General features: G+C 71.8%; 21 protein-coding genes. 13 read left to right on the forward strand and 8 right to left on the reverse strand.

The window, feature by feature from the left end; translation table 11 throughout:
* Positions 1 to 64: 64 nt before the first annotated feature.
* The 3 genes from ACZ6ZQ_RS19675 to ACZ6ZQ_RS19685 are packed head-to-tail and all read left to right on the forward strand — an operon-like array spanning position 65 to position 4,145.
* Positions 65 to 1,537: an FGGY family carbohydrate kinase gene (locus ACZ6ZQ_RS19675; protein WP_469769781.1), complete on the forward strand. Its 1,473-nt coding sequence runs from the start codon at positions 65 to 67 to the stop codon at positions 1,535 to 1,537.
* Entirely contained in the window at positions 1,534 to 2,931 is a 1,398-nt protein-coding gene (locus ACZ6ZQ_RS19680) for an FAD-dependent oxidoreductase (RefSeq protein ID WP_469769782.1), read from the forward strand. The genes ACZ6ZQ_RS19675 and ACZ6ZQ_RS19680 overlap by 4 nt, the downstream gene beginning before the upstream one ends.
* Positions 2,928 to 4,145, forward strand: a complete 1,218-nt coding sequence (locus tag ACZ6ZQ_RS19685) for an NAD(P)/FAD-dependent oxidoreductase (protein WP_469769783.1) — start codon at positions 2,928 to 2,930, stop codon at positions 4,143 to 4,145. Before ACZ6ZQ_RS19680 ends, ACZ6ZQ_RS19685 begins: the two co-directional genes overlap by 4 nt.
* Positions 4,146 to 4,276: 131 nt before the next feature.
* Here the strand turns inward: ACZ6ZQ_RS19685 and ACZ6ZQ_RS19690 are convergent, their stop codons facing one another.
* The gene (locus ACZ6ZQ_RS19690; RefSeq protein ID WP_469769784.1) at positions 4,277 to 5,668 is read right to left on the reverse strand and encodes an NADP-dependent succinic semialdehyde dehydrogenase; all 1,392 of its coding nucleotides are present in this window, start codon (positions 5,666 to 5,668) and stop codon (positions 4,277 to 4,279) included.
* A gap of 186 nt (positions 5,669 to 5,854) precedes the next feature.
* Here ACZ6ZQ_RS19690 and ACZ6ZQ_RS19695 point away from each other — a divergent pair, with 186 nt between their 5' ends.
* From ACZ6ZQ_RS19695 to ACZ6ZQ_RS19730, 8 genes are all read left to right on the forward strand, one after another.
* The gene (locus ACZ6ZQ_RS19695) at positions 5,855 to 6,607 is read left to right on the forward strand and encodes a hypothetical protein (protein ID WP_469769785.1); all 753 of its coding nucleotides are present in this window, start codon (positions 5,855 to 5,857) and stop codon (positions 6,605 to 6,607) included.
* Between the two features lie 81 nt (positions 6,608 to 6,688).
* On the forward strand, positions 6,689 to 7,162 hold the full coding sequence (locus ACZ6ZQ_RS19700) for an NUDIX hydrolase (protein ID WP_469769786.1): 474 nt from the start codon (positions 6,689 to 6,691) through the stop codon (positions 7,160 to 7,162).
* 32 nt (positions 7,163 to 7,194) lie between these two features.
* Positions 7,195 to 7,881, forward strand: coding sequence for a glycoside hydrolase family 75 protein (locus tag ACZ6ZQ_RS19705; RefSeq protein WP_469769787.1), 687 nt, complete (start codon positions 7,195 to 7,197; stop codon positions 7,879 to 7,881).
* A gap of 57 nt (positions 7,882 to 7,938) precedes the next feature.
* Positions 7,939 to 8,307 (forward strand): VOC family protein, encoded by a 369-nt coding sequence (locus ACZ6ZQ_RS19710; RefSeq protein WP_469769788.1) that lies wholly within the window; start codon positions 7,939 to 7,941, stop codon positions 8,305 to 8,307.
* A gap of 23 nt (positions 8,308 to 8,330) precedes the next feature.
* On the forward strand, positions 8,331 to 9,413 hold the full coding sequence (locus ACZ6ZQ_RS19715; RefSeq protein ID WP_469769789.1) for a PHP domain-containing protein: 1,083 nt from the start codon (positions 8,331 to 8,333) through the stop codon (positions 9,411 to 9,413).
* A gap of 109 nt (positions 9,414 to 9,522) precedes the next feature.
* Positions 9,523 to 9,909 carry a hypothetical protein gene (locus tag ACZ6ZQ_RS19720; protein WP_469769790.1) on the forward strand — a complete coding sequence of 129 codons (387 nt, stop codon included), beginning with the start codon at positions 9,523 to 9,525 and terminating at the stop codon, positions 9,907 to 9,909.
* 122 nt (positions 9,910 to 10,031) lie between these two features.
* A complete protein-coding gene (locus tag ACZ6ZQ_RS19725; RefSeq protein ID WP_469769791.1) occupies positions 10,032 to 10,367 on the forward strand; it encodes an ArsR/SmtB family transcription factor in 336 nt (111 codons plus the stop codon).
* A complete protein-coding gene (locus ACZ6ZQ_RS19730; RefSeq protein ID WP_469769792.1) occupies positions 10,364 to 11,020 on the forward strand; it encodes an SRPBCC family protein in 657 nt (218 codons plus the stop codon). The genes ACZ6ZQ_RS19725 and ACZ6ZQ_RS19730 overlap by 4 nt, the downstream gene beginning before the upstream one ends.
* 25 nt (positions 11,021 to 11,045) lie before the next feature.
* Here ACZ6ZQ_RS19730 and ACZ6ZQ_RS19735 read toward each other — a convergent pair whose 3' ends face one another.
* The 7 genes from ACZ6ZQ_RS19735 to ACZ6ZQ_RS19765 all read right to left on the reverse strand — a co-directional run bounded on the left by ACZ6ZQ_RS19735 (position 11,046) and on the right by ACZ6ZQ_RS19765 (position 17,035).
* Positions 11,046 to 11,492 (reverse strand): SRPBCC family protein, encoded by a 447-nt coding sequence (locus ACZ6ZQ_RS19735; protein WP_469769793.1) that lies wholly within the window; start codon positions 11,490 to 11,492, stop codon positions 11,046 to 11,048.
* 134 nt (positions 11,493 to 11,626) lie between these two features.
* Positions 11,627 to 12,832 (reverse strand): cytochrome P450 family protein, encoded by a 1,206-nt coding sequence (locus ACZ6ZQ_RS19740; RefSeq protein WP_469769925.1) that lies wholly within the window; start codon positions 12,830 to 12,832, stop codon positions 11,627 to 11,629.
* Positions 12,833 to 12,858: 26 nt separating this feature from the next.
* The gene (locus ACZ6ZQ_RS19745; RefSeq protein ID WP_469769794.1) at positions 12,859 to 14,259 is read right to left on the reverse strand and encodes a cytochrome P450; all 1,401 of its coding nucleotides are present in this window, start codon (positions 14,257 to 14,259) and stop codon (positions 12,859 to 12,861) included.
* Entirely contained in the window at positions 14,256 to 14,882 is a 627-nt protein-coding gene (locus ACZ6ZQ_RS19750) for a GTP-binding protein (protein WP_469769795.1), read from the reverse strand. The genes ACZ6ZQ_RS19745 and ACZ6ZQ_RS19750 overlap by 4 nt, the downstream gene beginning before the upstream one ends.
* Positions 14,860 to 15,222 (reverse strand): DUF742 domain-containing protein, encoded by a 363-nt coding sequence (locus tag ACZ6ZQ_RS19755; protein WP_469769796.1) that lies wholly within the window; start codon positions 15,220 to 15,222, stop codon positions 14,860 to 14,862. Before ACZ6ZQ_RS19755 ends, ACZ6ZQ_RS19750 begins: the two co-directional genes overlap by 23 nt.
* Positions 15,219 to 15,665, reverse strand: coding sequence for a roadblock/LC7 domain-containing protein (locus ACZ6ZQ_RS19760; protein WP_469769797.1), 447 nt, complete (start codon positions 15,663 to 15,665; stop codon positions 15,219 to 15,221). The genes ACZ6ZQ_RS19755 and ACZ6ZQ_RS19760 overlap by 4 nt, the downstream gene beginning before the upstream one ends.
* Positions 15,662 to 17,035 (reverse strand): ATP-binding protein, encoded by a 1,374-nt coding sequence (locus tag ACZ6ZQ_RS19765; protein WP_469769798.1) that lies wholly within the window; start codon positions 17,033 to 17,035, stop codon positions 15,662 to 15,664. The genes ACZ6ZQ_RS19760 and ACZ6ZQ_RS19765 overlap by 4 nt, the downstream gene beginning before the upstream one ends.
* A 260-nt stretch (positions 17,036 to 17,295) precedes the next feature.
* On the opposite strand from ACZ6ZQ_RS19765, the gene ACZ6ZQ_RS19770 reads away from it, so the two are divergent.
* Together ACZ6ZQ_RS19770 and secD are read left to right on the forward strand one after the other, a co-directional pair.
* On the forward strand, positions 17,296 to 17,745 hold the full coding sequence (locus ACZ6ZQ_RS19770; RefSeq protein ID WP_469769799.1) for a hypothetical protein: 450 nt from the start codon (positions 17,296 to 17,298) through the stop codon (positions 17,743 to 17,745).
* Positions 17,746 to 17,775: 30 nt separating this feature from the next.
* Entirely contained in the window at positions 17,776 to 20,058 is a 2,283-nt protein-coding gene (gene secD / locus ACZ6ZQ_RS19775; RefSeq protein ID WP_469769800.1) for a protein translocase subunit SecD, read from the forward strand.
* The last annotated feature ends 80 nt before the right edge of the window (positions 20,059 to 20,138 follow it).

Here is a 20,138-nt window from a genome sequence, read left to right on the forward strand (position 1 = left end):
TCGTGTGACCTCGTGTGACCGGATCACCGGCCGAAGAGACCGGGACATAGCGAAGAGACAGGACATGCTGGCCGCCGATTCTCGCCCCACCGCCCCTGTGCTCGCCGTCGACCAGGGCACGTCGGGGACGAAAGCGCTCGTCATCTGCCCCGAGCGGGGCGTGATCGGGGCCGGTTGGGCGGCGGTGCGCCCCCGCTACGGTGCGGGAGGGGCCGTCGAGGCCGACCCGGCCGAGCTGTTGTCGTCGGTCGTCGACGCGGGCGGTCGAGCGCTCGCCGAGGCCGGGGAGCCGGTCGCGGCGGTGGGGCTGGCCAATCAGGGTGAGACCGTGCTGGCCTGGGACCCGGACACGGGTGCGCCGCTGACCGACGCGATCGTGTGGCAGGACCGGCGGGCGGAGTCGGTGTGCGCCGGGCTCGCCGCGGAAGAGGCCGAGGAGCTGCGCGGCCTCACGGGGCTGCCGCTCGATCCGTATTTCGCGGCACCGAAGATGGCCTGGATCCGCCGGGAGCTGACGCGCGAAGGCACCGTGACCACCAGCGACGTATGGCTGACAAGGCAGTTGACCGGTGAGTTCGTCACGGATGCGGCGACCGCGGGACGCACCCAACTGCTGGATCTCGACCGGGTCGAGTGGTCGCCACGGGCGCTGGAGATCTTCGGTCTGTCCGGGGAGCGGCTGCCGCGCATCGTGGACGCGGCGGGGCCCGTCGGGACCACGACCGCCTTCGGGCCGGCACTGCCCCTGACGGGACTGCTCGTCGACCAGCAGGCCGCCCTGCTCGCCCAGCGGGTCACCGAGCCGGGCACCGCCAAGTGCACCTACGGCACGGGCGCGTTCCTGCTGGCGCAGACCGGCGCGACGCCCAGACGCGGAGGTTCGGGGCTGGTCAGCTGTGTGGCGTGGCGACTGGCCGGACGTACCAGCTACTGCCTCGACGGGCAGGTGTACACGGCCGCGTCCGCGGTCCGCTGGCTCACCGACCTCGGTGTGATCTCCGGTGCGGCGGACCTCGACCCGGTCGGCTCGTCCGTGCCGGACAGCGGTGGCGTCACGTTCGTACCGGCGCTGGCGGGTCTGGCGGCACCGTGGTGGCGGGGCGATCTGCGCGGATCGCTGACGGGTCTCGGCCTCGACACCACGGCCGGGCATCTGGTGCGTGCGCTCTGCGAGGGGATCGCCGCGCAGGTCGTGGCCCTCGCCGACGCCGTCGCCGCGGATCTGGGTGCTCCGCTGTCCTCGCTGCGCGTGGACGGCGGGCTGACCCGGTCCGCGCTGCTGATGCAGACGCAGGCGGATCTGCTGCAACGACCTGTCGAGGTATCGGCGTTGCCCGATGCCACGGCCCTGGGAGTGGGCACGGTCGCACGCCTGGGCCTGGACCCCGGACTCACCGTCGAGGCGGCGGTGCCGGCGTGGAAACCGGCCGCGGTGTACGAGCCCCGCATCCCGGCCGGGCAGGCGGAGGAGCGGCTTGCGGCGTTCCGCGCGGCGGTGGACGCCCTCACCGCCCAGGCTTCACCGGACGAATCGTGACCGTGACGAGTGCCGGTCCGGTGGACGACGGCGTGCTCGACGTCGTGGTCGTCGGGGCCGGTGTCGTCGGGGCGGCCATCGCCCGTGAGCTCGCCCGCTACCGGCTGCGGACCGCCCTCGTCGAGGCGTCGGGCGATGTCGGCGAGGGAACGTCGAAGGCCAACACGGCGATTCTGCACACGGGATTCGACGCGGTCCCGGGCTCACTGGAGTCCGGTCTCGTACGGGACGGCAGCCGGCGGCTCGCCGCGTACGCGCAGGAGTCCGGCATTCCCGTGGAGCCGCTCGGCGCGCTCCTCGTCGCCTGGGACGAGGAGCAGCTCGCCGCCCTGCCGGGCCTCGCCGACAAGGCGGAACGCAACGGCTGCCGCGACGCCCGGATCATCGGCGCCGCCGAAGTACGCGCCCGTGAACCGCATCTGGGCCCGGGAGCGCTCGGCGCGCTCGACGTCCCGGGCGAGAGCATCGTCTGCCCGTGGACGACGACACTGGCCTACGCGACCCAGGCCGTACGCTCGGGGGTCGCCCTGCATCTGAACTGCCGCGTGGACGACGTCATCGCCGCCGACGGCCATCATCTCGTCAGCACGAGCCGGGGACCGGTGCGCGCCCGCCATCTGGTGAACGCCGCGGGCCTGTACGCGGACGAGATCGACCGGCTGCTGGGCCACGGGACGTTCACGGTCACCCCGCGGCGCGGCCAGCTGATCGTCTTCGACAAGTTCGCCCGCGGTCTGGTCCGTCACATTCTGCTCCCGGTCCCGACGGCACTGGGCAAGGGTGTGCTGGTGGCGCCGACCGTGTACGGGAACGTGTTGCTGGGGCCCACCGCCGAGGACCTGGACGACAAGACCGCGACGGGATCGACGGCCGAAGGGCTCGCGCTGCTGCGGGAGAAGGGCCGCCGGATCGTGCCGGAACTGCTGGACGAGGAGGTCACCGCGGTCTACGCGGGACTGCGTGCCGCGACCGGCCAGGAGGACTACCGCATCACCGGCCGACCGGAGCAGCGGTACGTCACGGTCGGCGGAATCCGCTCGACCGGGCTGACGGCGTCCATGGCCATCGCGGCGCATGTGGTGGACCTGCTCGCCGACGCGGGACTCGCTCTCGGGACGCCGGCCGCGCTCACGCCCGTGCGTATGCCGAACATCGGTGAGGCGTTCCCCCGGCCGTACCGGAGCGCCGGACTGATCGCCGCCGATCCGGAGTACGGGGCGATCGTGTGCCCGTGCGAGCGGGTGACGCGCGGGGAGATCAGGGACGCCCTGGCCAGTGACATTCCGCCGTCCTCACTCGACGGACTGCGGCGGCGCACGCGGGCCCGCGGCGGCCGCTGCCAGGGCTTCTCCTGCGGAGCCGCGGTGCGCGAGCTGTTCGAGGCCGCGCGGTGAGCGGGCGGAGAGCCGACGTGCTGGTCGTCGGGGCGGGTCCGGCCGGTCTCGCCGTGGCCGGCGCGCTGGCCGCGGCCGGGGCGGGACTGGTCGAGGTCGTCGACCGGGAGCAGCAGGCGGGCGGCGTGCCGCGCCACTGTCACCACGGCGGCTTCGGGCTGCGGGATCTGCGACGGCCGATGACCGGCCCCGCGTATGCCCGGCACTGGACGGATGCGGCGGAACGGGCCGGGGCGCGGGTGCGTACGGGTGTCACGGTCACGGGGTGGTCGGGTCCGCTCACCCTGGAGGCAACGAGCCCGGCCGGTCCGGCGGAGCTGCCGGCCCGGGCGATCGTGCTGGCCACCGGCGCGCGCGAACGGCCGCGCAGCGCCCGGCTGGTGCCGGGTGACCGGCCCGCAGGGGTGTACACGACAGGTGAGCTTCAGCAGGCCGTGCATCTGTACGGGCAGTCGGTCGGAGAGCGCGCGGTGATCGTCGGTGCGGGGCCCGTGGCCCGCGCGGCCGTCGCCACGCTGCGGCGCGCCGGCGCCGACCCGGTCGCTCTGGTGACCGAGGGGCCGGGGCGGCCGCCGCGTCCGGATCTGCGGCGTCCCGTGCCGCAGATCACCGGCACGGTCGTGACCGGACTGATCGGGCGGGGACGGCTCAAGGGCGTGGGGCTGCGCCGCCACGACGGCCGCACCACGTTCGTCGCGTGCGACACGGTTGTCTTCACCGGCGACTGGATTCCCGACCACGAGCTGGTCAGGAGCGCCGGGATCGCGCTCGACGCGGGTACCCGCGGCCCGGCCGTCGACTCCGCGTTCCGTACCGTCCGTCCGGGCGTCTTCGCCGTGGGGAACGTCCTGCACGGGATCGAACGGGCCGGTACCGCGGCGCTCGAGGGCCGCCGCGCGGCGGGACACGTACGGCGCTTCCTCGCCGACGGGCGCTGGCCGGAGTCCCGAGTGCCGGTGGTCGGGGACGCCCCGCTGCGCTGGGCGGCGCCGAACCTCATCGGTCCTGGCGACGCGGGCGCACGGCTGCTGCTGCGTGCCTCGCAGCGGCTGGTCCGTCCGGTGGTGACGGTCAGCCAGGACGGGCGGCTGCTGCATCGTGGCCGTCTGCTGCGTACGGCGGATCCGGAGCGCTCGGTGGCGGTTTCGGCGCACTGGGCGGGCGGGGTGGACGGCGGAGGAGGTCCGGTGCGGATCGGCCTCGGCCGGGACTGAACCGGCCCGGTACCGGACCCTCAACCGGCCCGGCGGTCAGTGCCCTTGACCAGGCTTTCGATCACGAGTTCGCGCCCGGCGGTACGCCCAGCCGGCTCCTGGGCCCTGCGCGGGAGCCGTCCGGCGCAGGCTCAGGGCGCGCTCCAGACGGTGGTGGTGTTGCAGAACTCCTTGATGCCGTGCCCGGACAGTTCGCGCCCGTAGCCGGATCGCTTGACGCCGCCGAACGGCATCGCCGGATGCGAGGCCGTCATGCCGTTGAAGAAGACACCGCCTGCTTCGAGGTCGCGTACGAACCGGTCCACCTCGGCGTCGTCACGGGTCCAGACGTTCGAACTGAGCCCGAAGGGACTGTCGTTGGCGAGGGAGACCGCCTCGTCGAGGTCCGCCACGCGGTAGACGGTCGCCACGGGTCCGAAGGTCTCCTCGCGGTGGATGCGCATCTCTTCGGTGATCCCGGTGAGGACGGTCGGGAGGTAGAACCAGCCGTGCGGCTGGTCCCCCGGCCGGCCCGCCCCGCACAGCGCGTGCGCGCCGAGCCGTACGGCGTCGTCGACCAGCTCCTCCAGGTCGGCGCGTCCCTGCTCGGTGGCGAGCGGACCGACCTCGGTGGACTCCTCCAGCGGGTCACCGACGGTCAGTGCCTCCATCCGGGCGGCGAACCGCTCGGTGAAGGCGTCGTAGACGTCCTCGTGGACGATGAAGCGTTTGGCCGCGATGCAGGACTGCCCGTTGTTCTGCACGCGCGCGGTGACCGCGGTCCGCGCGGCCTTGTCGACGTCCGCCGACGGCATGACGACGTAGGGGTCGCTGCCGCCCAGCTCCAGGACGGTCTTCTTCACCTCGTCCCCGGCGATCGACGCGACCGACCGGCCGGCGGGCTCGCTGCCGGTGAGCGTCGCTGCGGCGACCCGGGGGTCGCGCAGGACGCTCTCGACCGCGCCCGAGCCGATCAGCAGGGTCTGGAAGCAGCCATCGGGGAAGCCCGCCCGGTGGAAGAGATCACCCAGGTAGAGGGCGGTCTGCGGGACGTTCGACGCGTGCTTGAGCAACCCCGTGTTGCCGGCCATCAGGGCGGGTGCCGCGAACCGTACAACCTGCCAGAGCGGGAAGTTCCACGGCATCACGGCGAGGATCACGCCCAGCGGGCGGTAGTGGACCCGGGCACTGGCGGCGCCCGAGTCCTTCACATCGGCGTCCGCGGGATACTCGTCGGCGAGCAGTTCCTCGGCGTGGTCGGCGTACCAGCGCATCGCCTTCACGCACTTGGCCGCCTCTGCCCTGGCCGCCGCGAGGGGTTTGCCCATCTCGGTGGTCATGGTGCGGGCGATGTCGTCCTGGTCCTCCTCCAGCAGCGCGGCTGCCCGCTTGAGCAGCCGGGAGCGTTCGCCGAATCCGGTGGTGCGGTACGTACGGAACGCCTCGTCGGCAGCGGCCAGGCGGCTCTCGATCGCCTCGGGTCCGAGTGCTTCGAAGGTCTTGAGCGTCTCGCCGGTCGCGGGGTTCACCGTGGCGATGGGCATGGCTGTGTCCTCCTTCGGCCGCGCATCTACGACCCTGCCGCGCCCCGTACGACGGCGCAACGCGGCGGCCCCGGGCACCGGATGCCGGGTCCTGGGCGATTCACCCGAACGGGCAGGTGGTGACCGTGCGACGTACGCTCGTGAGGTACGGACCGACGCCTTGGCAGGTTTCTCCAGGGAGGCGACGTGACCGGTCATCGGTGCAGTGGACGGGTGCCGGCCTGTCTGGCGGCCCTCGTCGCGGCGGCGCTCGCGGTCGGCGGCACCGCGGTCGCCGACGACGACATCGAGTCGCTCTCGGCCCGGCAGATCGCCGAGAAGGCCAGGTCCGCACTTCTGGACGCCTCGTCGGTGCACATCATGAGCGAGGGCGACCTCCGTGAGCCGGACTCACCGAGCAAGCTGGATCTCACGCTGGACCGCGAAGGGAACTGCGCGGGTTCGGTGAGCATGGGCGCCGAGGGGTCCGTAAAGATCATCAAGCGGGGAGAGACCGTGTGGCTCAAGCCGGACGCGGCGTTCTGGAAGAGCCAGGTGCCCGGCGTCGGCGAGACGGCCGAAGAGCTGTTCGGGGACAAGTATCTGCACGGCACCACGGACGACGGCCTGCTGGAGGACCTCACCGACGTGTGCGACCTCGACGAGTTCCTGGACACGCTCGCCGGAGCCCCGGACAGCGGGCTCGCGTTCACCAAGGGCAAGAAGACGAAGATCGACGGAACTGACGTCATCCCCGTGACGGGACAGCGCGCGGGCCGGACCATCACGATGTACGTGGCGACCGAGGGTACGCCCTACCCGGTACGGCTGAACGTGACCAGCGCCGGGGCGGCCAAGGCGAGCGTCGATTTCTCCGACTACGACAAGCCGGTCCCCACCGCGACTCCGCCGGCCGCTGACACGGTCGACCTGTCCACCCTGATGGAGCAGCTGAGCTGATCCGGAAACCGTTTCGCACCCGGTTCACGGAGGGCCGCGGTTGTCTGGCGGCACCGGACGCCGGACAGCAGACTCGACGGCATGTCGGGCAAACGAAGCGCAGGTCTCCTGCTCTTCCGGGTCGCGGATCCGGGCGTCGAGGTGCTGATCGGTCACATGGGCGGCCCGTACTGGGCCGCCAAGGACGAGGGCGCCTGGTCGATTCCCAAGGGCGAGTACGGCCCCGAGGAGGAGCCGGAAGCCGCCGCAGGCCGGGAGTTCGAGGAGGAACTCGGCCTGCCGGTGCCCGACGGAGACCGGGTGTCGCTGGGTGAGAGCCGCCAGACGGGCGGCAAGACCGTGTCGATCTGGGCGGTCGAGGGTGACCTCGACCCGGGCGGCGTGGTGCCCGGCACATTCACCATGGAGTGGCCGCCCCGGTCCGGCGTGCTGAGCGAGTTCCCGGAGATCGACCGGGTGGGGTGGTTCTCCCTGGAGCGGGCGGCGCGGCTGCTCGTCCCGGGGCAGCGGATCTTCCTGGACAGGCTCGGCCACCACATACGTGACGGCCGCTGACCGCGGCCGCCGCCCGAACCTAAGGAATCCCCGTGCCCCATCGTTCCAGGGCGGTCGCCACCGCCTGCGCGGCGGTGTTCGCCGCCACCGCTCTCCCCGCCTCCGCCTCAGCCTCCGCCCGTTCGTACTACGAGGGTTCGGTCAGTGCGGCCGCACTCCTTGCCGAGGTCAGGAAGTGCAACCGAATATCGGACGGCAGGTTCCGAATAGACGCGGACGAGCCCGCGGACGTCCCGGTATGCGGCACGAGCGATGCCGTGTACTGGAAGGCGGACATGGACATCGACTGCGACGGCTGGCCCACGGACGCTTGCAACAGTGACACGGACCTGTACTTCCAGGACTCGACGGCCGTCGTCGACTCCGCGGGGGACCCGCTCAGCTCCGAATTCATCCCGTTCATCGTCGTCCCGGCGCCCAGCTCACGCTGGGACTACAGCGACTCCGGCATTCGGCCCGGCAGCGTCGCCGCCGTCGTCTACCGCAACAGGGTGGTGTACGCGGTCGTGGGGGACGTCGGACCCGAGGAGATCATCGGCGAGGCCTCGTACGCCACGGCCGACGCTCTGGGCATCGACCCCGACCCACTGACCGGCGGCGTCAATTCCGATGTCACGTACATACTGTTCCGCGATTCGAGGGTCTCCCCCGTCGAGTCCCACCGGGCAGCGGTCAGGTTGGGTGATGAGCTCGCGCGAAGGTTCGTCGGTCGCCGGTGAACGTGCGCGGGAGGACCATGAGAGAGCCGGGCCGCAACCAGGAGGAAGGGAAGGGCCATGCTGGGAGAGAGCAGAGCATTCAGCGGCTTCTCGGTCGACGACATCGCAAGGGCGAAGCAGTTCTACGGCGGTACGCTCGGGCTGCGGGTCTCGGAGAAGAACGGGCTGCTCACGCTGCACCTCGCCGGGGACACGAACGTGCTGGCGTACCCGAAGGGCGATCACAGGCCCGCAGCCTTCACCATTCTCAACTTCCCCGTGGACGACATCGACAAGACCGTCGACGAACTGGTCGCACGCGGGGTGAAGTTCGAGCGCTATGAGGGCTTCGCCCAGGACGAGAAGGGGATCCACCGCGGCGACGGCCCGGACATCGCCTGGTTCAAGGACCCGGCGGGAAACATCCTGTCGGTGCTCAAGGAGTAGCGCGAAGACGACACCGCCCGGCCATGAAACCGGAGGAGGCACTCGACCGGATCGCGTTCCTGCTGGAGCGGTCCGGGGCTCCGACGTACCGGGTGCGGGCCTTCCATACGGCGTCGGCAGCTGTCACCGCACTGGGTGAGCGCGAGATCGGTGAGCGCGCCGCGGCCGGATCCCTGGAGGCGGTGCGGGGTCTCGGGCCGAAGACCGCGCAGGTGGTGCGGGAGGCTCTGGCCGGGGAGGTACCCGCGTATCTGCGCCGGCTGGAGGAGGAGTCGGGCGCGCAGCCCGTCCACGGCGATGCCGGGACGCGGCTGCGCGCGGCGCTGCGCGGCGACTGCCATCTGCACTCGGACTGGTCGGACGGCGGCAGCCCGATCGAGGCGATGGGCAGGGCCGCGGCCGATCTCGGCCATGAGTGGGCCGTACTCACCGATCATTCGCCCAGGCTGACGGTCGCGCGCGGCCTGTCGGCGGAGCGGCTGCGCGAGCAGCTGGACCTCGTGGCGGAACTGAACCGGACCTGGGCTCCGTTCCGGCTGCTCACCGGTATCGAGTGCGACATCCTGCAGGACGGCTCGCTCGACCAGGAACCGGAGCTGCTCGACCGGCTGGACCTGGTGGTCGCGTCCGTCCACTCCAAACTCCGTATGGAGGCGCGGCCGATGACCCGGCGCATGGTCGCCGCGGTCCGCAATCCGCTGGTGGATGTGCTGGGGCACTGCACCGGGCGGCTGCTGACCGGCCGTGACCGGGGACGGAGCCGTGACGGGGGACGGGGCCGTGACGGGGGACGGGGCCGTCCGGAGTCGGAGTTCGACGCGGAGCAGGTGTTCGCGGCGTGTGCGGAGTACGGGACGGCCGTGGAGATCAACAGCCGTCCGGAGCGGCTGGATCCGCCGCGGCGGCTGCTGCGGCGGGCGGTCGAGGCGGGGACGCTGTTCGCGATCGACACCGACGCACATGCTCCAGGGCAGCTGGACTGGCAGATCAACGGCTGTGTGCGGGCGGAGGAGTGCGGGGTGCCTCAGGAGCGGGTGATCAACACGTGGGGTGCGGACGAGCTGCTGCACTGGACCCGGACCGGTGAGCAGCCGCAGGAGCCCTGACGGGCGTCCGGAGGGCCGACCCCCCGGAAGATGCTCTGCCCGTGCTGTGCGGGGCGCGAGGTGGGACCTTGGAGAGGGAGACCCAGCGCGAGAGAGGACGGGGATCACCGTGACCGCGACGGACAAGCACGGCGAGGAAGTATCGGTGCAGCTCAGCGGTGCACCGGAGGACGCGGACGCCGTCTTCGGCGCGCTGCTCGCGGCGTACCCCTGCGACCGGGACGCCGAAGAGCACCCGCACAGGCTGGGCCGGGGCGGCCACCCCACGATCTGGATGGCCACCTATGACGTGACGCCCGCCGACACCGCCGGACCGGTGGCCGCAACGACGCTCCACGCGCCCGTTGCGGCGGAGCTGTCCGGCTCGTATCCGGCGGTGGACCGGATGGCCAAGGCTCTCACCTCGGGCTTCGCGGTCGAGGTGGAGCACGCGGTGTCGGGAGACGGGGAGAAGCAGCTGCGACTGCTGCTGGACTCGCCGGCCAAGAGCGTCTGACCGGGCGGGCACGACGGAACGGCAGTACGGCAGTACGACGGCCCGACCGGGTAGGAGCGGCGTTACTGCCAGGGATCTTATATGCCTTGACGGGCATATAACCGGCGGCGCATATTCGATGAGTGACAGACGCCATCTGGTCGGCCCTGGTGGACCCGCACCGGCGGGCCGTGCTCGATCTGCTGCGTGAACGCGACCGCGCGGTCAGCGAGCTGGTCGAGGTGCTCGGTCAGTCCCAGCCGAATGTGTCCAAGCATCTGCGGGTGCTGCGGGAAGCCGGGCTCGTCCGGGTGAGAAAACAGGCGCAGCAGCGCATCTACGCGATCGAGCCCGGCCCGATCGCGGAGCTCGACGCGTGGCTCGCGCCGTACCGGCGGCTGTGGAACCAGAGTCTTGACGCACTGGGCCGCTACCTCGACGACGGCGGCAGCGGTGACCGTACAGAGGAGCCATCATGAACCGCGGAACCTTCATCGACTTCGAGGGCCGCCCGGCCGTCCGGTTCCAGCGCTCGTATCCGCATGCGGTCGAACGGGTCTGGGCGGCCGTCTCCGAGCCGGAAGGGCTCGCCCACTGGTTCCCGTCGACAGTCCGGCTGGAGCCGCACGCCGGCGGGAAGATCGAGTTCTCCGACGACCCCGACCTGCCCCCGACGACAGGAACGGTGCTGGCCTTCGACGCGCCGCGCCGCCTCGCCTTCACCTGGGGCGGCGACGAGATCCATCTGGAACTGGCGGCGGAGGGCGAAGGCTGCCGGCTTACGCTGACGAACGTGCTGGAGGCGCGTAACACCGCGGCTCGCAACGCCGCGGGCTGGAGCGTCTGCCTCACCGAACTGGACAGCCACCTCGCCGGATCCCGTGCCGCAGGCCCGCACAGCGAGTCCGCCGAGCCGTGGCAGCCGTACTACGACGCCTACGTCGCCGAGGACATGCCCGGTGGATCTTGCTGGGCTCGCGACGCCCTGCGACTCCGTCTCCTGCGTTGTCGTCAGTCGGCATGGCTCCGCCACGACTCTCCCCCTGCCTTCGGCGGGGGGACCCCCCATCCTCCGCCTTGGATCCGAAGCCGCATCAGTGACATCAGCCGCTTCGCGGCGGGCGCTCGCTGATCCAGCCCGATCCACCGGACAGACCCTAGGACGCTTCGACGGCGGCCTTGATGCGCCGGCCGAAGGCGTCCGCGTCCTTGCGGGCCGCGCTCAGCGCGAACCCCACGAGCAGCTTGCCCAGACCGTGCCCCTCCAGGGTGTTGAACACCCTCAGCCGGGTGCGGCCGGCGTCGACGGGCTCCAGGTCGTAGCCGCCTTCCGGGACGGTCACGATGTTCTTGGACAGCTCCGTCCAGCGGATCCTGCGGGACGGCTCGAACTCACTGATCCGGAACTCACGGCCGGTCGTCATCCCGGCGTCCTTGACCCTGCTGCGGTAGACGGTGCCGACGGCCGTCGGGCCGTCCGTGGTCTTCCTCATCTCCAGCACTCTGGGGCTGAACTTCGGGTCGTTCTCGCCGTCGGCGAGAAAGGCGAAGACCTCTTCGACAGGCCGGTCGATCACGACCGTCGCCTCGAACTTTCCTGCCATGCCGGCTCCCTGTTCCTTGTTCGCACTGCGCACTGCGCTCTCAGCACTTCGCTCACGCCGAAGGTCTCGGGTACGCCCTACAGCCTGCGGCGGATCATGGGGATCCGGGCGGTCTGCCTGGTCCGTACGGGTGACTACGGAACCGGCCGCACCGGCAGCTCCTGCACGCTGTTGCCCACAAAGCTCGCGTGGCGCGGCAGTTCCGGCTCCGTGACGGCCAGGTCCAGCTCGGGGAAGCGGGTGAACAACTGCTCCAGGGCGATGGTCGCCTCCATCCGGGCCAGCGGCGCACCGAGGCAGTAGTGCGGTCCGTGGCCGAGCGAGAGATGCCGCGAGGCCGCGTTCCGGGTCACGTCGAAGCGGTCCGCGTCGGGACCGTGCGCGGCCTTGTCGCGTCCGGCGGCCGAGTATCCGGCCAGCACGGGCGTCCCCTTGGGGATCACGGTCCCGTCGAGAGTGAGATCCCGCGTCGGGTAGCGGAACGGGAAGTAGCTGACCGGGCTGTCCCAGCGCAGGGTCTCCTCGACCACATCCGCCCAGCTCGCCTCTGCCGACCGGACCAGGGCGAGCTGGTCGCGGTGGGCGCACAGCGCACGGACGGCGTTGCTGATCAGGTTCAGCGTGGTCTCGTGCCCGGCGATGATCATCAGCAGCAGGGTGCCGATCAGCTCGTACTGGCTGAGCCGGTCGCCGTCCTCCTCGCGGGCGGCGATGAGCGCGCTGGTGAGATCGTCGCCGGGCTCCTTCATCCGGGCGGCGGCGACCGTGCTCAGCACCTCCACGAGCTCCTTGTTGGCGGCCATCGCCTCCTGGGGGCCGATGTCGGTCGCGACGACCTGGTTCGACAGATGGTGCAGCCGGTCCTGGTACTCGGCGTCCACGCCGAGCAGTTCGCAGATGACGCCCATCGGCAGCGGCATCGCGAAGTGGCGGCGCAGATCGGCGGTGCCGCCGCCCTCGGCCGCCGCCCGGCCGAGGCCGTCCAGCAGCTCGGCGGTCACCGTCTCGATGCGCGGCCGAAGCTCTTCCACACGGCGCGCGGTGAACGCCTTGCTCACCAGGGACCGCAGCCGCCGGTGATCGGCGCCGTCGGCCGTCGTCATGCCCTGCACGGTCGCGAAGGTCTTCAGCGGCCAGCCGTCTGCTATCCCGCCCTCGCGCAGCGCGGTGAAGTGCTCGGCTCCCTTGGCCACATCGGGGTGGGCGAGAAACTCCTTGAGCGCGTCGTGCCCGAGCACCGCCATGCCCGCCACATCACCGGGAAGTACGACCGGGGCCACTGCGCCCCGGGCGAGCAGCCGTGCGTTGTCCGCGTGCGGGCAGCCGCCGGCCGGGTCCATCCGGTGCGCGTCCGTGGATGAGGTGTTCAACGAGGCTCTCCTGTCTGTGGCGCGGTGTGCGGTGCGGTGTGCGGTGCGTGCGGTGTGTGCACTGACTGCCGTACGTGCGGCGCTCGCGGCGCTTGTGACGGGGTCGGTGTTCGTGGGGCGAGGGGCAGCTGAGGGTCGGTGAACCGGACCGGGAGCGCGGCAAGACCCTTGCTCCAGGGGGAGGAGATCCAGGCCAGTTCCGACTCCACGACGGCCAGCTCCAGATCGGGCAGCCGGTGCCGGATGGTGTCCACCGCGGTTCGAGTGATCAGCCGGGCCGGGTCCTGCGCCGGGCACGTGTGCGGTCCCGCCCCGAAGGCGAGATGGGAGCGGTTGCCGACGACCGGGCTGCCGTCGGGGGGCAGCACCGCGGGGTCGGCGTTGGCCGCGGCCAGTCCGAGGACCAGCATGTCGCCGGCCCTGATGTCCTGGCCGCCGAAGCTCAGATCCCGCGTCGCGTACCGGGCGGGGAAGTTCTGCGTCGGCGGGAAGCGCCACAGCACCAGGTCGAGCGCGTCGTCGACGCTGAGATGACCGCCCGTCAGAGAGGACCGGAACGCGGGGTCGCAGAGCAGGATGCGCAGGGTCGTGGCGATCCAGTTCACGGTGGTCTGATTGCCCGCGACGAACATCACCACCAGGTTGTGCAGCACCTCCTCGTCGGTGAGACGTGCCGGGTGGTGCAGCAGCGCCGAGGTGATGTCGTTGCCGGGCCTGCGCCGCTTCTCCTCGATCAGCTCGAGCAGGATCGCGCCCATCCGCTTGCTCGCGTTGGCCGAGTCCGCGTTGGCGACGGCCATTCCCGCGATGGCCTGGACGAGCTGCTGCCCTGTCCGGTCGTCCAGGCCGAGCAGGCCGGTGATGACCTGCATGGGGAGCTTGCGCGCGTAGTGCGGTACGAGGTCCGCCTCGCGGCGTTCGGCGAAAGAGGCGATCAGCTGCTCGGCCGCGGCCCGGACACTGCGGCGCAGCTCGTGTCCGTTGATCCCGGCGAGGGCGTCCGAGACGGCGGCCCGCATCCGGCGGTGCTGCTGGCCGTCGGCGAACAGCAGCGCGGGCCGCCAGCCGACGAGCGGCAGGATCGGCGAGTCCGCGGGCACCCGGCCCTCCCGCAGCAGGCTCCAGTGGCGCGGATCGTGTGAGAAGTCCTGCTCCTCGCGGGTGAGCCGGAGCAGCTCGCGGTGGCCGAGGACCAGCCAGGCCTCGATGCCGGGCGCAACGGTGACGGGGGCCACCGGGCCGTACCTGCCGCGGAGTTCCTCGTACAGAGCGGGCATCGCGTCGCCGTCGAGATGGGGCCCGTACAGCGCGGTGGCGGCCGGGCACCGGCCGCCGCGGCCGGTGCCCGGGTGTCCGTGGACCGGTGAGTGCGGCGAAAAGCCGTGCGGGGTGGTCATGAGGACTCCGTGGCGGCGTCGATGAGATGGCGTACGAGAGCGATGAGGGCCCGGACGGAGGAGGCGGCGTCGCGGGCGTCGCAGGCCACCAGCGGAGTGTTCGGGAGCAGGTCGAGGGCCGTGCGGAGGTCGTCCTCGGCGTGCTGGGGGCTGCCGGGGAACACATTGACGGCGACGGCGAACGGCAGATCGAGGTCCTCGAGATTCCCGAGGGCGCCGAACGAGGCAGCCAGGTCACGGGTGTCGATCAGCGCGAGTGCGCCGAGCGCGCCCTTGGCCAGATCCCGCCAGGCAGGCAGGAAGCGCTGCTGGCCGGGCGTGCCGAACAGATACAGCACCAGCTCCCCGTCGATGGTGATCCGGCCGAAGTCGAGGGCCACGGTGGTGGTCGTCTTGGCACGCTCGCCGCCGGTGTCGACCCGGGCGCCGGCCTGGGTCATCACCGCTTCGGTGAACAGCGGCGGGATCTCCGACACGGTCCCGATGAGCGTGGTCTTCCCGACCCCCAGCGGGCCGACGACGAGGATCTTGGCCGCGCCCGCGACACTCGACGTGAGGTACTTGCCGGACGGCGTCTGCGCGGACGACGACACCGGAGCGTCAGAGACGGCTTTCGAGGCCATGGAGGACCTTTCTCAGCATGGTCACATCGGCGCGTTCGGCCGGCGGAATGGGCGGACGGGCCAGGATCAGCCCCCAGTCGATGAGATCGGCGAGCAGCACCTGGACCACCGACGGCGGCTGGCCCAGGTGCGCGGCCACCTCGGCCACCGACAGCAGGCCCTGACAGTGCGCCAGGATCATCCGGTGCTCGGGCTGGAGGGACTCCGGCACGGCGATATCCGCGGCCATCACCAGGGTCTCCCAGGACAGCGGCACACCGCCGGTGCCCGCCCGGCCGCCGGTGATCACGTACGGACGTACCGCGCGCGTGGTGGTCCGTCCTTCCGAACGGTCCGTCATGAGGACGGGCTCACCGGTTCCCGGGGCTGCGTGCTCAGATGCGCGCCGATCTTCGCCACGAGGAGCTGCATCTGCTGGGCGACCAGGCCCACATCGGCCTCGGTGTCCGTGGCGACGCCGAGATGGGCCCCGATGCCCGCGTGGGTGAACAGGACGAAGCCGTGCTCCGACTCCAGCATCAGCTGGCGCACTCCGGCGCCGCCGCCGAACAGCAGCGCGGCGGTGGACCGTCCGGTCATCGTCATCGCCGCGCACGCCGCGGAGAGCGATTCGGCCTCCGGGACACTGAGCCGGGCGACCGGCCCGGTGAGGTCCTCCGCCGAGGCATGGCCCAGCCGCAGACCGTCCTCGGAGACCACCACGGCGTGCCGGACCCCCGGGATCTCGGTCAGCGGGCGAAGCATCCACCCCAGGTCGGGCAGCCTCGTTATCGCTCCGGTCACTGCCGGCCTCCCTCGTGATCGGTCTCGTCTGGCATGGGGGTGTCCTCCACGGCGGCGCGACCCCGCCGTGATCCGGAGAGCACGCTGGCGATCGACGCACGCGCGGCCTCCGGGGTCCAGGTGCTGTCGGCCGGTTCGGGCTGCGGGGTGTGCAGAGTCTGCTGGACGGCCGCTTCACGGGCACCGCGCCGGCTGCGGCGCCGGGGCAGGCCGCCCGGAACGGGCTGGGGGCCGTCGCCGGCGCGCGGCGCGTCGGCGTACGGCGGCTCCTGCGGCCGCTCCGTCGCGCCCTGCGCCGGCTGCGGCGTCTCGTGCAGCGGTTTCGGCAGCGCCGCCGTGGCCGGGGCCTGGCGCGGCGCCGCGAAGTGGGAGAGCGGCTCGGTGAGCAACCGGTGCGGAACGAACGTGACGGCGCGGGTTCCGCCGTACGCCGACGCTCCCGTCAGCTCCACGTTGAAGCCCAGCTCGCGGGTCCAGCGGCCGACACAGGCAAGGCCGAGGCGCGGCACCGCGCCGAGCCGGGCCAGGTCCAGGTCGTCGCGGAGCTGAGCCGTCGCCTGGTGCAGGACGTCGGGCGGCATTCCCAGGCCCGCGTCGTCGATCTCGACGACGGCCCCGGCCCCCACTTCCCGGATGGTGACGACGACGTGGGTGCTGGACGGGGAGAACACGGTCGCGTTCTCGAGGAGTTCGGCGATCGCATGCATGAGGCCCTCGACGGCGGGCGGCACCACATGGAGCGACTGCCCGCCGTGCACCTCGACCCGGCCGAACTCCACGATGCGTGACTGGGCGCCGCGTACACAGTCGTAGAGCGACACCGGCCGGGTTTCGCGCCTGGCAGGCCAGATACCGCACATCACGAGCAGTGTCTGGGCCTTGCGGGTCATCTGCGCAGCCGCGTGGTCGGCCTTCATGACCTCGGCCATCAGGACGGCGTCGTCGATGGAACGCTCGACCTGGTCCAGCACCTGCTGCTGCACCGTGGCCATGGCGTGCATGGTGCGGGCGACGGATTCGAAGGCGGACTGCACGGAGTCCCGCAGCGCCCGCTCCCTGCGGACGGCTTCGTCGGAGCCGAGCGCCGTGACCACGGCGGCCAGTGCGTGCGCGAACTCCTTTCCGGTGTCGGCTTCGGAGCCGACCGGCCCGGGTACGCCGTCCAGTCGCCGGCCGGTGCGTATCCGTTCGGCGATGGCGGGGACCCGGACGTTCGCCAGATGCTCGATCTCGGCACCGCGGGCGGCTGCCAGTCGCTGGTGCAGCTCACGTCCTGCGCGTTCGGCATTGCGCTCGCGCCGGAGCCACAGCGCCCAGCCGAGGAGCGACAACGCGACGACGGCGCCGCCCGCGCTCAGCAGTACGGTCATGACACGACGCTTCGGGATAACGCGACCACGGAGAGAGTGCCCCTTCCAGACCACACTGTGGCTCCCCGGGCGATCGGGAGCATCCAGATCCTACGATCAACCAGACGTTATCGAACGCCAGTTGCGCAACTCCCGTCACCTTCTGCCAACGCTGTCACAGAGACCGATGGCTACCGGTGCCGGGATGCTGCATAGTGTGGGTTCGGCCTCGCCTCGCCCTGCGCGGGTGCGAGGGTCACGGCAAGCAAGGGTGCGGGTCCATGCGTTCGGAGCGTACGTCAGCCGCGCTGGCCGCCGCTCTGCTCGCCGTGCTCGCCTTCCTCGGCGTCCGGCCTGCCGCCGCGACCGCGCTCGTCACCGGCCCGGCGCCCTCGGCGTCGCTGCCCGCACCGGCCGCCGGGGCCCCGTCGTCCCGTCACACCGAGCGTCTCTCGCGCACCGACGGCGTACCGACCCGGCCCGACGGTCCACGGCGTACGACGGTCGGACACGTCCACGCCGGCAGTCAGTTCTCTCCCCCGCCGGGATCCGGCGCGCTGCCACCGCACCGTTCCCGGCCGCCCGTTCCGCTCCGCAGCGCGGAACGGGCCGTTCCCACGAGCGACTTCGTACGGCCGGTATCCCGTGCGGAGCTTCCGGCAGTGCGCGGACCTCCGGGGACGGCCGGTCACCGGTCCCGTCCCGCATCACCGCCGGTACGTCCTCGCTGAGGGCGCCCGGCGCCCTCACGGAGGAAACCCATGACTCGCGCCACCGCGGTGCGGGCAGTTCTGGCTGCGCTCGTGCTGCTCGTATCCGTCTTCATCGCACTCACCCAGTCCCCCAGGCTCGGCCTGGATCTTCAGGGCGGCACCCGAATGGTGCTCCAGGCCCGTGACTCCCAGGCCGCCGAGGCGGACCGCGACACCACCGACCGCACCATGGAGGTGCTGAGACAGCGCATCGACGCGCTCGGCGTCGCCGAACCGACACTGACCCGGTCGGGCGAGAACCGCATCGTCGTCGAACTGCCGGACGTCCAGGACCCGAGGAAGGCGGCGGAGGTCCTGGGCCGCACCGCCCAGTTGAGCTTCCACGCCGTCGAGGAACCCGCCCCCGAGGGCACGGACAGGCAGTGGGTGCTGCCCGACGAGCGGGGGCGGCCCGTGCATCTCGGCGCGGCGGGGCTGTCCGGCGCGGGCGTGAAGGACGCCGTGGCGCAGTTCGACGCCCAGCGCGGAGCGGGCTGGTACGTCGCCGTCGAGTTCCGCTCGGGCGAGGCCCGCGACTGGGCGCGCCTGACCGGGCAGGCGGCGTGCCATCCGGTCCAGGACGACCGCCGCCGGGTGGCGATCGTGCTGGACGACCAGGTGATCTCCTCACCGCAGGTGGATCCCTCGGTGACCTGCGGGTCGGGCATCGTCTCCGGCTCCACACAGATCACCGGCTCGTTCACCGCCGACGAGGCCAGGGAACTCGCCCTGCTGATCAAGGGCGGGGCGCTGCCCGTACCCGTCGAGACCGTCGAGCAGCGGACCGTCGGGCCCACGCTCGGCGCCGCCGCGATCAGTGCGAGCGCGCAGGCCGCGGTGATCGGAGCGGTGCTCACGGCGCTCTTCGTCACGGCCGTCTACCGGCTCTTCGGAGCCCTGGCCGCCGTCGCCCTCGTCGCGTACGCGGTGATCTCGTACGCCGCGCTCGTGGCGCTGGGCGTCACCCTGACCCTGCCGGGGCTGGCGGGTTTCGTCCTGGCGATCGGCATGGCCGTGGATGCCAATGTGCTCGTCTTCGAACGGGCCCGGGAGGAGTACGCGACCGGTTCACGGCGCTCGCTGCGCCGTGCTGTGACGGCCGGCTTCCGCAACGCCTGGAGTGCGGTGGCCGATTCCGGCGCGACCACTCTGCTCGCGGCCGGGCTGCTCTTCTTCCTCGGCTCGGGTCCGGTGAAGGGCTTCGGCGTCACCCTGGCGATCGGCGTGCTCGCCTCGATGTTCTCCGCCCTCGTGATCGCCAGGGCGCTCACCGAACTCGCCGCGCGTTCCCGCTTCGTCGGTGACTACCGGGAGGTCAACGGCATCGGCATGCCCGGCCGGGTACGGACGTTCCTGACCCGCCGCGGTCCCCGGCTGTTCCGCGCTCCCCGGCGCTGGCTCACCGTCTCGGCGGTGCTGGTGGCCGTGGCCGTGGCGGGCATCGCACTGCGCGGGGTGAACCTCGGCGTGGAGTTCACCGGCGGACGCCTCGTGGAGTACTCGACGGCCCGGCCGGTGGACGCGGAGACGGCACGCTCCGCCCTCGCGAAGGCCGGTTTCGCCGATGTGGAGGTCACCACGGCGGACGGCCGGGACCTGTCCGTGCGCGGCGCGGACATCGGCAATGACGGCGAGGCGGCCATCAGGGGCGCGCTCGCCCAGCACGGCGGTACGGCGACGAAGGTGCGCGACGAACTGATCGGCCCCAGCCTCGGCGGCGAACTGCGGCGCGACGCCGTGATCGCCCTGGCCGTCGCCGTGATCGTCCAGCTGGTCTATCTGGCGTCGCGCTTTCGCTGGACGTTCGCGGTGGGGTGCGTCATCGCCCTGGTGCACGACGTCACCATCCTGATCGGCGCGTTCGCCTGGCTCGGCCGGTCCGTGGACGGCATCTTCCTGGCGGCCCTGCTGACCGTCGTCGGATACTCCGTCAACGACTCGGTGGTGGTGTTCGACCGGGTCCGGGAGCTGTGGGGGAAGAACCGCGGCACTCCGCTGCCGGTGCTCGCGGACACGGCCGTCCTCCAGACGGTGCCACGTACGGTCAACACCGGGATGGGTGCCCTGTTCATCCTCTGTGCCCTGGCCGTCCTCGGCGGCGACTCCCTCGCCGACTTCGCCCTGGCGCTGCTCATCGGGGTCTGCGTGGGCACGTATTCGTCGGTCCTCACGGCCGTGCCGGCGGCTCTCGTCCTCGAGGGCCGGTGGGGCGCCCCGGCGGCGACGGCAGGCGGGCGAGGTCGTCGGCCGGTGACGCGCCGGGACCCGAGGGACAACGGGGCGCGGGTCTGACCCGGGGCCTGCCCGCCGGGCCGATTCCGCGCCCGCGGTACGGAATCGGCCCGGTGCCGCGCCATGGCCCGGTCCGCGGT

The organism is Streptomyces sp. NPDC053673 (assembly GCF_055585225.1).

Coding starts and splice junctions, on each gene's coding strand:
- ACZ6ZQ_RS19740 (WP_469769925.1), bottom strand. CDS start 12,832: ATGGACCCGGCCGGCGGCTGCCCGCACGCGGACAACGCACGGCTGCTC.
- secD (WP_469769800.1), top strand. CDS start 17,776: ATGACTCGCGCCACCGCGGTGCGGGCAGTTCTGGCTGCGCTCGTGCTG.
- ACZ6ZQ_RS19755 (WP_469769796.1), bottom strand. CDS start 15,222: ATGACGGACCGTTCGGAAGGACGGACCACCACGCGCGCGGTACGTCCG.
- ACZ6ZQ_RS19770 (WP_469769799.1), top strand. CDS start 17,296: ATGCGTTCGGAGCGTACGTCAGCCGCGCTGGCCGCCGCTCTGCTCGCC.
- ACZ6ZQ_RS19675 (WP_469769781.1), top strand. CDS start 65: ATGCTGGCCGCCGATTCTCGCCCCACCGCCCCTGTGCTCGCCGTCGAC.
- ACZ6ZQ_RS19745 (WP_469769794.1), bottom strand. CDS start 14,259: ATGACCACCCCGCACGGCTTTTCGCCGCACTCACCGGTCCACGGACAC.
- ACZ6ZQ_RS19710 (WP_469769788.1), top strand. CDS start 7,939: ATGCTGGGAGAGAGCAGAGCATTCAGCGGCTTCTCGGTCGACGACATC.
- ACZ6ZQ_RS19690 (WP_469769784.1), bottom strand. CDS start 5,668: ATGCCCATCGCCACGGTGAACCCCGCGACCGGCGAGACGCTCAAGACC.
- ACZ6ZQ_RS19700 (WP_469769786.1), top strand. CDS start 6,689: ATGTCGGGCAAACGAAGCGCAGGTCTCCTGCTCTTCCGGGTCGCGGAT.
- ACZ6ZQ_RS19715 (WP_469769789.1), top strand. CDS start 8,331: ATGAAACCGGAGGAGGCACTCGACCGGATCGCGTTCCTGCTGGAGCGG.
- ACZ6ZQ_RS19765 (WP_469769798.1), bottom strand. CDS start 17,035: ATGACCGTACTGCTGAGCGCGGGCGGCGCCGTCGTCGCGTTGTCGCTC.
- ACZ6ZQ_RS19735 (WP_469769793.1), bottom strand. CDS start 11,492: ATGGCAGGAAAGTTCGAGGCGACGGTCGTGATCGACCGGCCTGTCGAA.
- ACZ6ZQ_RS19730 (WP_469769792.1), top strand. CDS start 10,364: ATGAACCGCGGAACCTTCATCGACTTCGAGGGCCGCCCGGCCGTCCGG.
- ACZ6ZQ_RS19750 (WP_469769795.1), bottom strand. CDS start 14,882: ATGGCCTCGAAAGCCGTCTCTGACGCTCCGGTGTCGTCGTCCGCGCAG.